Genomic DNA, 16,301 nt, shown 5'->3' on the forward strand with positions numbered 1-16,301 from the left:
GCTCCGGCCCGTCCGGGCGGGCCGGAGCCGAACCGGTTCCGTCAGGGGGTGGTGAGGCCGAACCAGTAGCCGAACGTGTCGAGGAGTTCGTTGAGGGCGTTCAGCGGTTCGAGGTCACCGTGGTCCGTGGTGAGGTCTCCGGAAGTCACCAGTTCCTCGGGGGTGACGGCGGCGACGGCGAGCTTGTTCAGTCCTGCCCGGGTGATCGTGTAGCCGGCGTCGGTCTTCGCCGGGTCCAGGACGTTCGGGTACTGGACGAGTACACCGTTGCGCACCTGGAGGGTGCAGATGTTCGGATCGCCGTCGATCCCACCGGTGATGTTGAGACCGATGGCGAGCGGCACCTCGGCCGCCCTGGGGCCGTTGAGGCGAATGCCCAGGTAGTCGAAGAGCATGTTCAGCGGCATGGCCGCGAGCACCGGAGCGGTGATGATGTCGGGAGAGGGAAGGTCGGCCTCGCCGTCGGCGGGACGTACGCGCAGCTCCGTGGCGGCGGCCAGATAGAAGTTCCGCCAGGGACCGCTCTCGGCCTGGTAGCCGAGCTGTTCGAGGATGTCGGCCTGGAGACCGCGGGCCTCGCTGTTCGCGGGGTCGGAGAAGACCACGTGGCCGAGGAGTTCGGCCGCGAACCGGTAGTCCTGCTGGCTCTTGGCGTTGTCGAAGGTGTTCCGGGCGATCACGATCACCTTGTCGGCACCGCCGAAGGCGTCCACGTACCGGGCCCCGGACTGCTCCGGCGGCAGGGTGTGCAGATGGGCGGCGTTGCCGTCGTACCAGCCGAGGTAGCGCTGGTAGACCGCCTTGGAGTCGTGGTTGACGGTGCCGTAGTAGCCCCGGTTGAACCACTGGCCGGACAGGGATTCCGGGATGGCCGCGTCGAGTTCCTCGCCGATCTCGACCATGGTGTTGCCGTGGTTCGCCAGCCGCAGCGACTGGTCGTGCAGGTAGCGGTACTGGTCCGCCTGGGACGTCAGGAAGGTGCGGATCGTGTCCGGGGCCCCGTGGGTGTTCCAGCGCGGCCAGAAGTGGGAGGCGAACAGGGTGTCGGAGCGGTCCGCGAACCACTCGACGGACTGGCGCAGGTACTCCGACCACGCCTTGGCGTCACGGACCTGGGCGCCGCGCAGGCTGTAGAGGTTGTGCAGGGTGGGGGTGGCGTTCTCGGCCATGCACACCGCCCGCACATCGGGCAGGTAGAAGTTCAGTTCGGCCGGGGCCTCGGTACCGGGGGTGAGCTGGAACTCGATGCGGAGCGGCCCGACCCTGACCGGCTCGTTGCGGACGGCGTCGGCGGCGGTGATGGTGCGGGTCGGGGCGAGCAGACCGGAGGTGCCCATGGAGGTGGTCTTGCCGAGCCCGGCGTCCACCTGGCCCTGCGCGGAACGCTCCAGCAGGTTGCCGTACATGAACTGGGCGCGGCGCAGCATGGCGTTGCCCGCGTAGACGTTCTCGCTGACGGCGTGCTCCAGGAAGCCGTCGGGGGCGACGATCTCGACGTCCGGCGGGCAGGTCCGGTCCTCCCACAGGCCGAGCACTCCGGCGTAGTGGTCGACGTGGGAGTGGGTGAAGATCACCGCTCGGACGGCACGGTCCTCGCCGCGGTGCTCGCGGTAGAGCTTCAGCGCGGCGGCCGCGGTCTCCTCGCTGATGAGGGGGTCGACGACCACGATCTCCCGGGAGTCGCCCGAAGGGTCCTCCAGGAAAGTGATGTTGGACAGGTCCATGCCCCGGACCTGGTAGACCGCGTTCTCGACGACTCGGAAGAGGCCCGCGTTCATGTTCAGCAGGGCATTGCGCCACAGGCTGGGGTTGACGGTGTCGGGGGCGTCTCCGGTCAGGAACTCGTACGGCTTCAGGGACCAGGCCGGTAATTCGCCGTTCTCCCTGTCCACGGTGAAGTCGGCGGGCAGGGCAGCGATCTGCCGCTCGGTGGCGAAGAACCTCTCGGCGTCCGTGGCCGGGTCGGGAACGGAGACGGTCGCATTCAGGTACCGGGTGAGATCGGTGGCCGGCTGCGGGGTGGGACGTGCGGACTCGGTCATGGACGGCTTTCCTCCAATGGAACGCGACAAGGCGCTTCGGCGCGGCCGGCGGCGGCAGGGGACGTCGGGACACCACACCCCCCAACGGGACGCTACGCAATGCGTCCGTCCGGCAACAGACGGTGATACTTGCAGGAGGGGGCCCCGCCCGCCAGACCGTAAACAAGCCAGTGGAACGAGCCGCCCAGTTCGTCCGGGAACACGCGCACCGCATGTCGGCCACGGGGCGCGCACGCCTCCGCGAGGCATCCGGTCCGGTCTGGCGCCGCGCGGAGGGGGCGCGACCGGAAGGAACGGGAAGCGCCCATGGACGCATGCGCCGAGGGCCCGGCGCGGCGGGCGGCGATGAACGCACCACCGATCCGGGCCGCAGCGCCCCGCGGGCGCGGGCGCCGCGACGGTCCGGCGGTCACGCACCCCGCCTCGTGTCCCGGGCGGCCCGGCACCCGACCCCCTCGGCCTCGAGGCCGAAGACCCTGCCGGTGCCGGGCGGGTCATCGACCGCGTGGACATCCATGCCGTGAGTGGTCTTCTCGGACACACAAGCCCTTCGGTCGCGGGTTCCGCGTGGTGATCGATCGATGACGCTAGGCGATCTCCGTTCCGGGTGGCCAGGGAAGAACACGCCAGACTCCCCGGCCTTTCGGGCCCGGAGCGGGAGCAACGCGTGAAGCCCGGGGCCGACCGCGCCTGCCGCATCGGACGACGCTCGCCCTGCGGTGCCACGGGAAACACACCGGAATGGTCCGGCGAGTCCGGTCGCGAACGGCCCTTCCGGGCCCCGGAAGGCGTGTGGGTGGACATGGGGGTCGGGTCCGGAGGGACGAGGTCCCTGCCGGGCCGCCGGCCTGGGGCGCGGGCCGGGGCGCGGTGCTCCGCGCCTCGCCCCGAACGGCTTCGGGGCGAGGCTCGATCGGCCTGCCCCCGGTGGCCGCTCGCGTCCGCCCCGGCGGAGGCGGGGTCGGAGCTCACTGACGCGGCGCCCTTCCCCGGGACCGACTCGCTCCCGCCCCCGGATCCGGGACTTCCGGTCGCGCGAAGCGGCACGAGTGCGAATCAGCCGGAAGAGGTCCGTTCCCCCGGTCCGGAACCGTGCGACCGATCGTTTCCTCGGGCTGCCGGGCCGCCGGGGCTCCTGCGCGGCGTCAGCGCGCCGCCGGGCCGCTGACCGGTTCCGGCGTGACGTCGGAACGGCCGCTGAGTGCCGCGTACAGCAGCAGCGAGGAGGCGAGGCCGACCGCCCAGCCGTAGTCCGCGAGCGGTTTCAGGAACGGGACGATCCCGTCGGCCGGGAACGGTCCCTCTCCGGGGGCGGAGTGCGAGCCGCCGATCGCGAGGACCCCGCCGACGGCGAAGGCGAGGACGGCCCGCCAGTTCCAGCCGTTGACGTACCAGTAACGGCCGCCGGGGCGGTAGAGGTCCGGGAGGTCGAGCACGGTGCGGCGGACGATCCAGTAGTCGGCGATCAGGATGCCCGCGACCGTACCGAGCAGTCCGCCGACCAGTCCGAGCCAGGTGAAGATGTACAGCTCGGGGGTCTCGGTGAGCTTCCACGGCATGATGACGACGCCGACGACCCCCGTGATCAGCGCCCCGGTACGGAAGCTGATGAGCCGTGGCGCGAGGTTCGCCAGGTCGTACGCCGGTGACACCACGTTCGCCGCGATGTTCACGGAGACCGTCGCGACCAGCACCGTCACCAGGCCGAAGAGCAGCCCGAAGACGTTGTCGGTGCGTGCCACCAGCTGGACCGGGTCCCAGATCGCCTCGCCGTAGACGGCCTGCGATCCGGAGGTGACCAGGACCGAGAGCAGGGCGAAGAACGTCATGGTGGTCGGCAGGCCGAGCGCCTGGCCCCGGATCTGGGCGCGCTGCCCGGCCCCGAACCGGGTGAAGTCGGGGATGTTCAGCGAGAGCGTGGCCCAGAACGCGATCATGCCCATCAGCGAGGGGAAGAAGACCGGCCAGAACTCCCGCCCCCAGCCGAGCTTCGACGGCTGGTCGAGCAGCGGACCGAAACCGCCCGCCTTGACCGCGATCCAGACCAGGAGCACCACGGCACCGACGATCACGAACGGCGCCGCCCAGTTCTCGAACCGCCGCAGGGCGTCCATCCCCCGGTAGATGATGGCGAGTTCGAGCGCCCAGAAGAGCACGAAGCAGAGCCAGAGGGTCCACGGCTGGCCGCCGATCTCGGACGCCTTCGCCCAGCCGCCGAAGATCTTTCCCAGCAGGGTGAAGATGCCGACGCCGCCGATCCAGGTCTGGATGCCGAACCAGGCGCAGGCCACCGCGGCCCGGATCAGCGCGGGCAGATTGGCGCCCCGCAGCCCGAACGAGGCGCGGGCCAGCACGGGGAAGGGGATGCCGTACTTGGGCCCGGCGTGCCCGGTGAGCAGCATCGGCCCGAGCACGATCAGGTTGGCCAGGGCGATGGTGAACACGGCCTGTTTCCAGTCCATGCCGAGCGCCACGAGCCCGGAGGCGAGCAACCAGGAGGGGATGTTGTGGGCCATCCCCACCCAGAGTGCGGCGAAGTTGTACGTCGTCCAGCGGCGCCGTTCCAGGGGGACGGGCAACAGGTCCGCGTTGACGAACCGGTTGTCGGCCGGAACGGCGCCGGGGTCGAGCCCGACGCGCCCGGTGGGGCCGGGGGCGCCGGGTATCGGACCCTGCGGCGGGGGCGGTGGAACGGTCGAGGTCATGGCGGCTGGACCCTTCGCTCGGGAGCGGTGCCGTGCGGGGCGGGCGGGGCGCGTACAACCGTGGGGGGCGGTGGTGCGGGGGAGGTCAGTCGGTGAGGGCGGGGATGATCCGTGCGCCGTAGGCGTCGATGGTCTCCTCCCGCGCGTCGTGCATGTCGTACACGGCGAACTGGTCGACGCCCAGGTCCTTCAGATGGCGGAGCTTCTCGATGTGCGCCTCGGCGGGGCCCAGCAGGCAGAACCGGTCGACGATCTCGTCCGGCACGAAGGCGGTGTCGGGGTTCCCGGCCCGGCCGTGGTGGCTGTAGTCGTAGCCCTGGCGGTCCTTGATGTACGCGGTGAGTTCCTCCGGGACCATGCCGGAGTGCTCGCCGTACCGGGTGACCAGGTCGGCCACGTGGTTGCCGACCATGCCGCCGAACCAGCGGCACTGGTCCCGGGCGTGGGCCAGCGCGTCCGGCGAGTCGTCGGCGGTGACGTAGGCGGGGGCTGCGACGCAGATGGTCACGGCGTCCGGGTCGCGGCCCGCCCGTGCCGCGGCGTCCCGTACCGCCTTGACCATCCACTCGGTCAGGAACGGGTCGGCGAGCTGGAGGATGAAGCCGTCGGCCTTCTGCCCGGCCAGCGCGAGGGCCTTCGGGCCGTAGGCGCCCATCCAGACGGGCAGCCGGCCGTCCTTCACCCAGGGGATGCGGACCGGCTGTCCGTCGACGGTCGTCTCGCGGCCCTCCGCGAGGTCGCGGATGACGTCGATGGCCTCACCGAGGCGGGCGAGCGTGTTGGGCCTGCGGCCGGCGACGCGCATGGCGGAGTCGCCGCGTCCGATGCCGCAGACGGTGCGGTTGCCGTACATGTCGTTGAGGGTGGCGAAGGTGGAGGCGGTCACCTCCCAGGTGCGGGTGCCGGGGTTGGTGACCATGGGGCCGACGACGAGCCGCTCGGTGTGCTCGAGGATGCGGCTGTAGATGACGAAGGGTTCCTGCCAGAGCACCGCCGAGTCGAAGGTCCAGCCGTAGCGGAAGCCGTTGTGTTCGGCGCGGCGCATCAGCTCGACGACTGCCGAGGCGGGCGGGTCGGTCTGGAGGACGATTCCGAAGTCCATGCGGTGCTCCTAGTCGAGGTACTGACAGGTGGCGCGCGGGGTGTAGACGCCGTGTCCGGACCGGCCGGTGAACGTCCGTCCGGCGATGACGGGTTCGCCGCGCGACAGGACGGTCTCGACCCGGCCGGTGACCCGCTTTCCCTCGTACGCCGAGTAGTCGACGTTCATGTGGTGGGTCTTCGCGGAGATGGTCTGCTCGGCCGTGGGGTCGTAGATGACGATGTCGGCGTCGGCACCCGGGGCGATGGTGCCCTTCCTCGGGTAGAGGCCGAACATCCGGGCCGGGGAGGCGCAGGCGATCTCGATCCAGCGGCGGCGGGAGATGCGGCCCTCCACCACCGCCTGGTGCAGGAGGTCCATCCGGTTCTCCACCCCGGGCATGCCGTTGGGGATCTTCGAGAAGTCGCCTCGGCCCATCTCCTTCTGCCCCGAGAAGCAGAAGGGGCAGTGGTCGGTGGAGACGACCTGGAGTTCGTTGTTCCGGAGCCCGCGCCAGAGCGCTTCCTGGTGCTCCTTGGGCCGCAGCGGGGTGGAGCAGACGTACTTGGCGCCCTCGAAGTCCGGCTCGGCGAGGTTGTCGGTGGACAGGAAGAGGTACTGCGGGCAGGTCTCGCCGAAGACCGGAAGTCCCTTGTGACGGGCGGCGGCGAGCTCGGCGACGGCCTCGTCGGCGGAGACGTGCACGACGTAGAGCGGGGCCCCGGCGACCCGGGCGAGCTGCACGGCGCGGTGGGTGGCCTCGGCCTCCAGTGCGACCTTGCGCACGTCGCCGTGGTAGCGCGGGTCGGTGCGGCCCTCGGCGAGGGCCTGTTCGACGAGTACGTCGATGGCGATGCCGTTCTCCGCGTGCATCATGATCAGGCCGCCGTTGTGGGAGGCCCGTTGCATGGCGCGCAGGATCTGGCCGTCGTCGCTGTAGAAGACGCCCGGGTAGGCCATGAACAGCTTGAAGGAGGTGACGCCCTCCGCGACGAGCAGGTCCATCTCCTTGAGCGAGGACTCGTTCACGTCGGAGAGGATCATGTGGAAGGCGTAGTCGACGGCGCACTTGCCGTCGGCCTTCTCGTACCAGGCGTCGAGCCCTTCGCGGACCGGGCGGCCCACGGACTGGATGGCGAAGTCGACGATGGTGGTGGTGCCGCCCCAGGCGGCGGCCCGGGTGCCGGTCTCGAAGGTGTCGGCGGCCTGGGTGCCGCCGAACGGCATCTCCATGTGCGTGTGCGCGTCGACACCGCCCGGGATCACGTATCTGGCGGTGGCGTCGATCCTCCGGTCGGCGCTCCAGCCGTCGGCCGCGTCGCTGCCGTGCTCGGCGAGCGCCACGACGCGGCCGCCCTCGATGAGTACGTCGGCGTGGATTTCGTCGGACGCGGTGATGACGAGACCGCCGTGGATGACGGTGCGGCTCATGTACCCCTCCTCACTGTGGCGGAATGGGTCTACGCACGTAGAAGTGGTGCGTGTGAAGAACGTAGAAGTGGGTTACCCACTGTGGCAATACCGCTGCCGACAACCGCTGAAGACGTTTCTGTTTCCCGCGTCCGGCACTCCACCGGCCCACAGCCGCGGACGCGGCCGGGGCCGCCAGAAGATAACGGAATGGTGACGGGTCTGGTCCAGATGTTGGGTACGGTTCACACGCCCGTCCCTTGTCCGGGGTGGTCCGCTCACCACCGGGGGCGAGTCTCGGACCCATCACCGGACTCCCCCGTTCGTCCGGTGCCACCGACCGATCCCGGAGGATCACGTGTCACTGCCGCGCTCCGCGCGTACGGTGCTGGCCGCCGCCACCGTCGCCGCCGTCGCCCTTCCGCTCGCCGCCACCACCGCACAGGCCCAGGACCGGGCGGCCCCGGCCGCCGCCTCCCCGTACGCCGGTCTGCCGTCCGGCACCAAGCAGGCGAAGACCCTGGTCATCGGCATCGACGGAGCCACCTTCGACGCCTTCTCGCGCGCCGACGTCCCGCGCATCGAACAGCTGATGACCCAGGGGCTGACCGCCCGGAGCAATCTCTACGCCGACCCGATGGCCCCCACCGTCTCCGGCGCCGGCTGGTCGTCGATCGCCACCGGTGTCTGGCCCGACAAGCACAACGTGAAGGACAACAACTTCACCAACCCGAACTACGGCCGCTACCCGGACTACGCGACCCGGCTGGAGACCGCCGACCCGGCCACCTCCACCCTGGTCGTCGGCACCTGGAACCCCATCCCCCAGACCGTCTTCGGCGCGAAGACCGATCTGCGCATCGCGGGCGGCAACGACGAGGGCACCACCTCCAAGGCCGCCGACTACCTCGCCAGGGGCAACCCCGACTCCACCTTCGTCCACCTCGACGAGGTCGACGGAGCGGGCCACAGCACCGGCTCGTCGAGCGCCGCCTACCTCAAGGCCCTGGGCACCGCCGACGCCCAGGTCGGCCGGCTCCTGGACGCCGTCGCCTCGCGGCCCACGTACGCGCAGGAGGACTGGCTCGTCGTCGTCACCGCCGACCACGGACACACCCCCACCGGCGGCCACGGCGGCAACTCCCCGCTGGAGCGCGGCACGTTCGTGATCGCCAAGGGCAAGGGCATCGCCCCCGGCTCGGTGCGCCACGACGTGAAGATCACCGACATCGCACCCACCGTACTGCGCCACGAGGGCGTCGCCACCGACCCCGCCTGGGACCTGGACGGCACCTCGCTCGCCGAGCCGAGGACGGACGCCTTCGACGCACTGCGCCCCGCGCTGCGCGGGCCCGTCGACGAGACCAAGCTCCCGGCCGACGCCAAGGGCTGGACGAACACCGCCCCCGAGGGCTGGTCCATCGACAACACGAAGATGCCGTCCGGCGGCGTCACCGAGTGGCGCGGCTGGGCCTTCGCCACGGACGAGTTCTGGACCAACGCCGAGCGCGGCCAGGGCCGCGAGACCAACGTCCGCGCCCGTGACGTGTTCGCGGTCGCCGACTCCGACGAGTGGGACGACAAGGCACACGGCACCGGACAGTTCGACTCCACCCTGGTCAGCCCCGCGTACCCGCTGAACGGGGCGGCGACGGCCACCGTCTCGTACGCGACGAACTACCGGGTCGACGGCCCGCAGACCGGCGATGTGTACGTCTCGTACGACGGCGGCGCCCCGCGGCTCGTGAAGTCGTACCGGGCGAACGCCAACACGGTCGAGCGCCTGGAGCTGGCCGTTCCGGCGGGCGCGCGGACCGCCCGGCTGAGCTTCCGCTACACCGGCACGAACAGCGCCTTCTGGACCGTCGACCAGGTCGCCTTCGGCCAGCCCAACCCGCCCTCGCAGCTCGCCGTCGCGTCGCTGGGCGCCGACACCGTGCTCCTCGGCCGCCCCGGCTCCGACTCGCCCTGGAAGGTCACCGCCAACGGCGTGGTGCGCACCGCCCAGGGCGCGCCGGTGAAGGGAGCCGAGGTCACCGCGGAGCTGACGGCCGGCGGCCGGGTGGAGCGGCTGACCGGCAGCACGAAGAAGGACGGCTCGGTCCGGTTCAAGACCACGGTGCCCCGGGGCGTAGCCAAGGCCTCGCTGAAGATCACCGAGGTGCGCTACCGGGACCTCGCCTACTACGGCGAGCTGGACCGGGTCCGCACCCTGGACCTCGCACGTCCCACCGGCAACCGCGGCTGACCACCCGGCCGGGCCCCGGAACCGTTCTCCGGGGCCCGGCCCTCCGGCTCAGTCCGCGGCCCGCAGCGCCTCCCCCAGGATCTCCGCGCCTTCCTCCGCCTCGGCGACGGTGAGCGAGAGGGGCGGTGCGATCCGCAGCACGCTGGTGTTGTGGCCACCGCCCTTGCCGATCAGGAGGCCGCCCTCGCGGGCCGCTTCGAGCACCGCCGCGGCCGCCGCCGGGTCCGCCTCATCGGTGCCGGGCCGGACCAGCTCGATGCCGATCATCAGGCCCCGGCCCCGCACCTCGCGTACCCGCTCCGAGCCCGCGGCGACCGCCCGCAGCCGCTCGATCAGCAGACCGCCGACGCGCCGGGCGTTGCCCTGGAGGTCGTGCTCCAGCAGGTACGAGAGGTTGGCCAGCCCGGCCGCCATGGTGACCGGCGAGCCGCCGAAGGTCGAGATGGAGTTGGCGTCCAGGCAGTTCATGACCTCGGCGCGGGCCACGACACCGCCGATCGACATCCCGTTGCCGATGCCCTTGGCGAAGGTGAGGATGTCCGGCGGCCCGTTCTCGCCGTGTGCCTGCCAGCCCCAGAAGTGCTCGCCGGTGCGGCCCCAGCCGGTCTGCACCTCGTCGGAGATCCACAGCACCCCGTGCCGGTCCAGGACCCGCCGGAACGCCGCGTACAGGCCGTCCGGCGGTGAGGTGAAGCCGCCGACGCCCTGGACGGGTTCGGCGATCAGGGCGGCCGGTGTCCGGGTGTGCCCGAGCAGGTCCTCCAGGTCGGCGACGCATGCCTGGATGAACTCCGCGTCGCTCAGGTGCGCGTAGGGGCCCCGGGTGCGGACGCCGCCGTGCACGTAGAGCGTCTGGAGCGGCGAGAGACCGGTGGGCGACCAGGCGTTGTTGCCGGTGATGGAGACCGCGGAGAAGGACCGGCCGTGGTAGCTGTTGCGCATCGCGAGGATCTGGTTCGAGCGGCGGTACGCGGTGGCGAGCAGCAGCGCCGTGTCGTTGGCCTCGGTGCCGGAGGTGGTGAAGAAGACCCGGGCGTCCGGGATGCCGGAGAGCGTGGCGACGCGTTCGGCCAGCTCGATCATCGGCCGGTTGAGGTAGAGCGTGGAGCTGTGGATGATCCGGCCGGCCTGCTCGGAGACCGCCTTGGTCACCTCGGGCAGGGCGTGGGCGGTCATGGTGGTGAGGATGCCGCCGAAGAAGTCGAGGTAGCGCCTGCCGTCGGCGTCCCAGACGTGGCGGCCCTCGCCGTGCGTGATCTCCAGGGGCTGCTTGTAGTAGAGCGCCAGCCAGTCGGGGCTGACGGCGAGATGGCGGTGGTGCAGACTGCTCACTGCTCCACCAGTCCCTCGTACGCGTCGGGGCGGCGGTCGCGGTAGAACGCCCACTGCTGGCGGACCTCGTCGATGAGGCCGAAGTCGAGGTCGCGTACGACGAGTTCCTCCTCCTTGTCCCCAGCGGTCTCGCCCACGAACTGTCCGCGGGGGTCGACGAAGTAACTGGTCCCGTAGAAGTCGTTGTCGCCGTACTCCTCCTGGCCGACGCGGTTGATCGCGGCGATGAAGTACTCGTTGGCGACGGCCGCGGCGGGCTGTTCCAGCTGCCACAGGTAGGCGGACAGGCCGCGCGAGGTGGCGGACGGGTTGTAGACCAACTGGGCGCCGTTGAGGCCGAGCTGGCGCCAGCCCTCGGGGAAGTGGCGGTCGTAGCAGATATAGACGCCGACCTTGCCGACGGCGGTGTCGAACACCGGCCAGCCGACGTTGCCGGGCTTGAAGTAGTACTTCTCCCAGAATCCCTTGACCTGCGGGATGTGGTGCTTGCGGTACTTTCCGAGATAGGAGCCGTCGGCATCGATCACGGCGGCGGTGTTGTAGTAGAAGCCGGACTGCTCGACCTCGAATACCGGTACGACGATCACCATGCCGGTCTCGCGGGCGAGCTCCCGCATCCTGCTGACGGTGGGACCGTCCGGGACGGCCTCGGCCCAGCGGTAGTGCTCGGCCTCCTGCACCTGGCAGAAGTAGGGGGCGTTGAACACCTCCTGGAAACCGATGATCTTCGCACCCTGCCGGGCGGCCTCGCGGGCATGTTCCTCATGCTTGGCGATCATGGATTCGGTGTCGCCGGTCCAGGTCGCCTGGACGAGTGCGGCGCGAACGACTGGGGACATGAGCTGCTCCTTCGACACGGCGTCAGAGAGCCTCAACGCATTTCTACGCCCGTAGACACGTGCGTAGAGGAGAACGTAAGCCCCGTCCCACAGCGGGGCAAGACCATCGCCGCGAACCGGCGGAGTCGATCATGTTTCACACCCGTGCGGTCCACATGCGTGTCCCTCCCCGCTCCCGGGCCACCGAGCCCGCGCACCGGTTTGTATTCTCGGCCGGAGCCCCCGTACGAGCGGTACCCGCGAGAGGATCCACCATGACCAGCGAACCGACCCCCGACGCACTGCCCGGACTCCTGGAACGGGCCCGGCAGGACCACCGGGACCTGGTGGGACTCGGGCTCTCGCTCGACCTCACCCGCGGCAAGCCGGCCCCCGCCCAGCTGGACCTCTCCGAGGAGCTGCTGAGCCTGCCCGGCACCGGGCACCACACCGCCGCCGACGGCACGGACGTACGCAATTACGGCGGTCTCCAGGGGCTGCCCGAGCTGCGGGAGATCTTCGCCGGGGTGCTCCAGGTGCCGGCCGGCCAGCTGCTCGCGGCCGGGAACTCCAGCCTGGAGCTGATGCACGACTGCCTGGTGCACGCGCTGCTGAGCGTGCTGCCGGGGGCGGCCTCGCGGTGGGTGGACCAGGAGCGGATCGCGTTCCTGTGCCCGGTGCCCGGCTACGACCGGCACTTCGCGCTCTGCGAGCGGTTCGGCATCGACATGATCCCGGTCCCGATGGCCGCCGACGGCCCGGACATGGACGTCGTCGAAGCGCTCGTCGCCGAGGACCCCGCGGTCAAGGGCATCTGGTGCGTACCGAAGTACAGCAACCCCGACGGCGTCTGCTACAGCGACGCGACCGTGGCCCGGCTCGCCGCGATGAGCACCGCCGCTCCCGACTTCCGGATCTTCTGGGACAACGCCTACGCCGCCCACCACCTCACCGACGAGCCCGTCGAGATCGCCGATCTGCTCGCCGCCTGCGCCGGGGCGGGCACCCCGGACCGGGCCTTCGTCTTCGGCTCCACCTCGAAGATCACCACGGCGGGCTCGGGCGTCGCGTTCTTCGGCTCGTCCCCGGCGAACGTCCAGTGGCTGCTCGGCAACAACGCCAAGCGCTCGATCGGCCCGGACAAGGTGAACCAGCTGCGGCACGTGATGTTCCTGCGTGACGCCGACGGGGTGCGCTACCACATGGAGCGCCAGCGCGCCCTGCTCCAGCCCAAGTTCGAGGCGGTGGCCCGGATTCTGGAGGCGGAGCTCGGCGGCACGGGACTCGCGTCCTGGACCTCGCCCGGGGGCGGCTACTTCGTCACCCTGGAGGTGCCGGACGGCTGCGCCCGGGAGGTCGTGCGCCGGGCCGCCGAGGCGGGCATCGTACTGACCCCCGCCGGTGCCACGCACCCGTACGGCGAGGACCCGCGCGACGCGGTCATCCGGATCGCGCCCAGCTACCCGGGGCTCGCGGAGCTGGAGAAGGCGATCGAGGGGCTGACCGTCTGCGTGCGTCTGGTGGGGTACGAGAAGCTGGCCGGCTGAGCCCGCCCCCACCCTCCCCCTTCGTCAACTCTCCTGACATTTCCTCCCGTTCGGGTGATGTGTGGTGTCGCACGGAGTATCCGGGGCCGCCTGGGCAGTTCTCCAGGGGACCGAAATCCGGAAAAGAAGGGGAAGTGGTGGGACTGTCACGCGATCTCGGGCGCGCCATCAGCGAGGGGCCGACACCGGCCGACGCTGCGGGCGCGCCCGCTCTGCCGTATCCGAGCGGCTGGTCCGCGCTCGCGTTCTCCGACGAGCTGCGGCCAGGCACCGTCCTCACCCGGCCGCTGGCCGGCCAGGACGTGGTGCTTTACCGGCTCGGTTCGGGCGCGGTGCGGGCCATCCGGCCGTACTGTCCGCATCTGGGGGCCCACTTGGGGCTGGCGAAGGTCGAGGGGGACGATCTGGTCTGCCCCTTCCACTTCTTCGCCTTCGGCCCGGACGGCAGCTGTGTGCGCACGGGGTACGACACGGCCCCGCCGAGGTCGCCGCTGTCGCAGCTGCCGGTGATGGAGGTCAACGGGGCGGTGTTCGTCTGGCGGCACCACGACGGCCGCGAGCCGGACTGGTCGATTCCGAAGTGGCATGTGATCGGTCACCGGCCTTCGCGCAGCGCGGCCTGGGAGCTGGCCGGCAATGTCCAGGAGGTCATCGAGAATTCGGTGGACCTCGGGCATTTCGCCACCCTGCACGGCTGGAGCAAGGCCGAGATCGGCGGCCCCGTGGAGTACGACGAAGCGAAGTTCCATGTCTCGATGCGCGCTCATGAGTCGGCGCCGATGCTGGGCGATTTCGTCGTCCACGTGGAGGTGGACGGTTACGGGCTCGGCTGCCTGCACGCCGATGTGTACACACCCCGGCTGGGGCTGCGGATGTGCACGATGGTGCTGCCGACGGCGATCGCGCCGAACCGGATGCAGTTCCGGCAGCTCAATCGCATCGCCTTCGACGAGCCGTCCCGGCTGCCGGGTCCGCTCGCACGCACGGTGAGCCGGACCGCGGCCCGGCTGCTGGACCGGGCCGTCTTCCGCTCCAGCTGCGAGTTCACCGCCGCCGACTTCCCGATCTGGCACCACAAGGAGTACCGGCAGCCACCCGGGCTGGCCGCCGGTGACGGCCCGATCGGCCCGTTCCGCCGCTGGGCGCGCCGGTTCTACCCGGCACCGGCGGACGGCGGACGGACGACGCTGATCGACCTGATCAAGCAGCCGGGTGGGGTCGAGGTGTCCTGAGACCGGCCCCGCTCGGCCGCGACCGGCCCCGGCTCCCGTGCGCTTCGGGGGCCGGGGCCGTTCCTATCCCGCCAGCGGGACCACGTCCGGCTCGGGGGCGCAGCGGGTGAGGATCTCGTCCATCGACAGGCCGAGCGCACCGGCCAGGGCCGCGACGGTGAAGAAGGCCGGGGTCGGGGCGCGGCCCGTCTCGATCTTGCGGAGCGTTTCGGCGGAGATTCCGGCGCTCGCCGCGATCTCGACCATGCTGCGTCCGCCGCGCGCCGCGCGCAGCAGCTCGCCGAGGCGCTCGCCGCGGCGGCGCTCTTCCGGGGTCAGGGGAGTTCGAACCATGCCGTCATTCTAATACCGCTTAGACCGGTATAGTAATTGGCATGGTGCAACTCAAGACGGACACATCCATCGATGCCATGCGCGAGACCGGCCGGGTCGTGGCCCAGCTCCTGACCTCCGTACGGCAGGCCGCGACGGTCGGCGTCCCGCTGCGCGAACTGGACGAGGTGGCCCGCGAGGTACTGCGGGACGCGGGCGCCGGTTCGCCCTTCCTGAACTACCGGCCGCACTTCGCGCCCACGCCCTTCCCCGCCGTGATCTGCGCGTCGGTGAACGACGCCATCGTCCACGGCATCCCCACCGACCAGCGGCTGCGCGACGGTGACCTGGTCAGCATCGACGCGGGCGCGACCCTGGGCGGCTGGGCCGGTGACTCGGCGGTCAGCTTCACCGTCGGCCGGGCCCGGCCCGCCGACACCCGGCTCGTCGAAACGGCCTTCGCGGCGCTGGAGGCGGGCATCGCGGCGGCGGTCGTCGGCAACCGCATCGGCGACATCGCGCATGCGATCGGCACGGTCTGCCGGAGCGCCGGATACGGCATCCCGGAAGGCTTCGGCGGCCACGGCATCGGCCGGTCGATGCACGAGGACCCGGCCGTCCCCAACGAGGGACGGCCGGGCCGGGGCCTGCCGCTGCGGCACGGGATGGCGCTGGCCATCGAGCCGATGCTGATCGGCGGCGGAACGGACGACTACTACGCGGACCGGGACGGCTGGACGCTGCGTACCACCGACGGCAGCCGCGCCGCGCACGCCGAGCACACGGTGGCGATCACCGACGACGGCCCGCGGGTCCTCACCGCGCTGTGACCGCCCCGGCCCGGGGCGCCGGATCTAGTTGTTCTGGAGGAACTGCTTGGCCAGGGCGTCCCCGGCGGTGACGGCGGCGCTGTGGCTCTCGATCGGCGACACCTGGGAGTTCTTGAACAGGATGTACGTGACGCCGGATTCGGCGCCGCCGGTCTCCGGGTCCGGGTCGATCCCGAGGGCCTTGGCGGTGGCGTAGGACGCCTCGCCGATGATCTGGCTGGGGCCGGTGTCGCCGACGACCGCGTACTCGACCTTGTTGTTGTAGATCACGGCGACGACGCCGCCGCCCTTGATGCCCGAGTCGCCGTACTTCCAGATGCTGCTGGCGCTGGGCACGACCACGTACGGGAGCTTCTCGGCGTTCAGCGGCTTTCCGGCGGAGGTCTCGAACGCCGTCCCGTTCTGGAACCACGGGTCGGTGTCCTCGTTGCAGGCGGCGGTGATCTCGCCGTCGCAGTCGATGTCCATGTCGGCCTTCCAGAACACGGCGCCGTTCTTGCCGCAGACCGGGACGGTCGCCGACGTCTCCTCGTCCGTGCGGTACTTGCCGTTGGATATCTGCGAGCAGGACGTGACCTTGGCCAGCAGGTCGGCCGCGCTGACGGTGCCCTCCTTGATGCCCGGACCGGCGTGGGCCGCCGGGGCCATTGCCGCGGTGGCGAGCAGGGCGGCGGCGGAGGTGGCGGCGAGGGCGAGCGTTCGAGTACGCACAGTGGGGGTGCCCCTTCAATAGGAAACTTTCCT

At 70.8% G+C, this 16,301-nt stretch carries 12 protein-coding genes; 4 read left to right on the forward strand and 8 right to left on the reverse strand.

The annotated features are described in order from the left end of the window. Positions 1–41: 41 nt before the first annotated feature. The 4 genes from ACFCV8_RS09940 to hydA all read right to left on the reverse strand — a co-directional run bounded on the left by ACFCV8_RS09940 (position 42) and on the right by hydA (position 7,259). A complete protein-coding gene (locus tag ACFCV8_RS09940; protein WP_376684799.1) occupies positions 42–2,042 on the reverse strand; it encodes an alkyl/aryl-sulfatase in 2,001 nt (666 codons plus the stop codon). 1,145 nt (positions 2,043–3,187) lie between these two features. Beyond that, entirely contained in the window at positions 3,188–4,747 is a 1,560-nt protein-coding gene (locus tag ACFCV8_RS09945; protein WP_376684800.1) for an NCS1 family nucleobase:cation symporter-1, read from the reverse strand. Between the two features lie 85 nt (positions 4,748–4,832). Beyond that, a complete protein-coding gene (locus ACFCV8_RS09950; protein WP_376684801.1) occupies positions 4,833–5,849 on the reverse strand; it encodes a TIGR03842 family LLM class F420-dependent oxidoreductase in 1,017 nt (338 codons plus the stop codon). 9 nt (positions 5,850–5,858) lie between these two features. Continuing rightward, positions 5,859–7,259, reverse strand: a complete 1,401-nt coding sequence (hydA, locus tag ACFCV8_RS09955) for a dihydropyrimidinase (RefSeq protein WP_376684802.1) — start codon at positions 7,257–7,259, stop codon at positions 5,859–5,861. 337 nt (positions 7,260–7,596) lie between these two features. On the opposite strand from hydA, the gene ACFCV8_RS09960 reads away from it, so the two are divergent. Beyond that, the gene (locus tag ACFCV8_RS09960) at positions 7,597–9,486 is read left to right on the forward strand and encodes an alkaline phosphatase family protein (RefSeq protein ID WP_376684803.1); all 1,890 of its coding nucleotides are present in this window, start codon (positions 7,597–7,599) and stop codon (positions 9,484–9,486) included. 48 nt (positions 9,487–9,534) lie between these two features. Here the strand turns inward: ACFCV8_RS09960 and ACFCV8_RS09965 are convergent, their stop codons facing one another. Together ACFCV8_RS09965 and ACFCV8_RS09970 are read right to left on the reverse strand one after the other, a co-directional pair. Next, entirely contained in the window at positions 9,535–10,818 is a 1,284-nt protein-coding gene (locus ACFCV8_RS09965) for an aspartate aminotransferase family protein (RefSeq protein ID WP_376684804.1), read from the reverse strand. After that, positions 10,815–11,657: a nitrilase-related carbon-nitrogen hydrolase gene (locus tag ACFCV8_RS09970; RefSeq protein ID WP_376684805.1), complete on the reverse strand. Its 843-nt coding sequence runs from the start codon at positions 11,655–11,657 to the stop codon at positions 10,815–10,817. The genes ACFCV8_RS09965 and ACFCV8_RS09970 overlap by 4 nt, the downstream gene beginning before the upstream one ends. A 254-nt stretch (positions 11,658–11,911) precedes the next feature. Here ACFCV8_RS09970 and ACFCV8_RS09975 point away from each other — a divergent pair, with 254 nt between their 5' ends. Both ACFCV8_RS09975 and ACFCV8_RS09980 read left to right on the forward strand, forming a co-directional pair. Beyond that, the gene (locus ACFCV8_RS09975; RefSeq protein WP_376684806.1) at positions 11,912–13,183 is read left to right on the forward strand and encodes an aminotransferase class I/II-fold pyridoxal phosphate-dependent enzyme; all 1,272 of its coding nucleotides are present in this window, start codon (positions 11,912–11,914) and stop codon (positions 13,181–13,183) included. A gap of 137 nt (positions 13,184–13,320) precedes the next feature. Further along, on the forward strand, positions 13,321–14,415 hold the full coding sequence (locus tag ACFCV8_RS09980) for a Rieske 2Fe-2S domain-containing protein (protein ID WP_376684836.1): 1,095 nt from the start codon (positions 13,321–13,323) through the stop codon (positions 14,413–14,415). 63 nt (positions 14,416–14,478) lie between these two features. Here the strand turns inward: ACFCV8_RS09980 and ACFCV8_RS09985 are convergent, their stop codons facing one another. Then, positions 14,479–14,748 carry a helix-turn-helix domain-containing protein gene (locus ACFCV8_RS09985; protein WP_376684807.1) on the reverse strand — a complete coding sequence of 90 codons (270 nt, stop codon included), beginning with the start codon at positions 14,746–14,748 and terminating at the stop codon, positions 14,479–14,481. A 41-nt stretch (positions 14,749–14,789) separates the two neighbouring features. Between ACFCV8_RS09985 and map the strand changes: the two genes are divergently transcribed. After that, positions 14,790–15,557, forward strand: coding sequence for a type I methionyl aminopeptidase (gene map / locus ACFCV8_RS09990; RefSeq protein ID WP_376684808.1), 768 nt, complete (start codon positions 14,790–14,792; stop codon positions 15,555–15,557). A 24-nt stretch (positions 15,558–15,581) separates the two neighbouring features. Here the strand turns inward: map and ACFCV8_RS09995 are convergent, their stop codons facing one another. Then, positions 15,582–16,268, reverse strand: coding sequence for a glycoside hydrolase family 75 protein (locus ACFCV8_RS09995; RefSeq protein ID WP_376684809.1), 687 nt, complete (start codon positions 16,266–16,268; stop codon positions 15,582–15,584). Between the last annotated feature and the right edge of the window lie 33 nt (positions 16,269–16,301).

Source organism: Streptomyces sp. NPDC056347, assembly GCF_042262625.1.
GTDB lineage: Bacteria > Actinomycetota > Actinomycetes > Streptomycetales > Streptomycetaceae > Streptomyces.

Excerpts from the sequence above, each read along its gene's own strand:
- ACFCV8_RS09945 (WP_376684800.1), bottom strand. The coding sequence starts at position 4,747 with ATGACCTCGACCGTTCCACCGCCCCCGCCGCAGGGTCCGATACCCGGC.
- ACFCV8_RS09950 (WP_376684801.1), bottom strand. The coding sequence starts at position 5,849 with ATGGACTTCGGAATCGTCCTCCAGACCGACCCGCCCGCCTCGGCAGTC.
- ACFCV8_RS09970 (WP_376684805.1), bottom strand. The coding sequence starts at position 11,657 with ATGTCCCCAGTCGTTCGCGCCGCACTCGTCCAGGCGACCTGGACCGGC.
- hydA (WP_376684802.1), bottom strand. The coding sequence starts at position 7,259 with ATGAGCCGCACCGTCATCCACGGCGGTCTCGTCATCACCGCGTCCGAC.
- map (WP_376684808.1), top strand. The coding sequence starts at position 14,790 with ATGGTGCAACTCAAGACGGACACATCCATCGATGCCATGCGCGAGACC.
- ACFCV8_RS09985 (WP_376684807.1), bottom strand. The coding sequence starts at position 14,748 with ATGGTTCGAACTCCCCTGACCCCGGAAGAGCGCCGCCGCGGCGAGCGC.
- ACFCV8_RS09975 (WP_376684806.1), top strand. The coding sequence starts at position 11,912 with ATGACCAGCGAACCGACCCCCGACGCACTGCCCGGACTCCTGGAACGG.
- ACFCV8_RS09940 (WP_376684799.1), bottom strand. The coding sequence starts at position 2,042 with ATGACCGAGTCCGCACGTCCCACCCCGCAGCCGGCCACCGATCTCACC.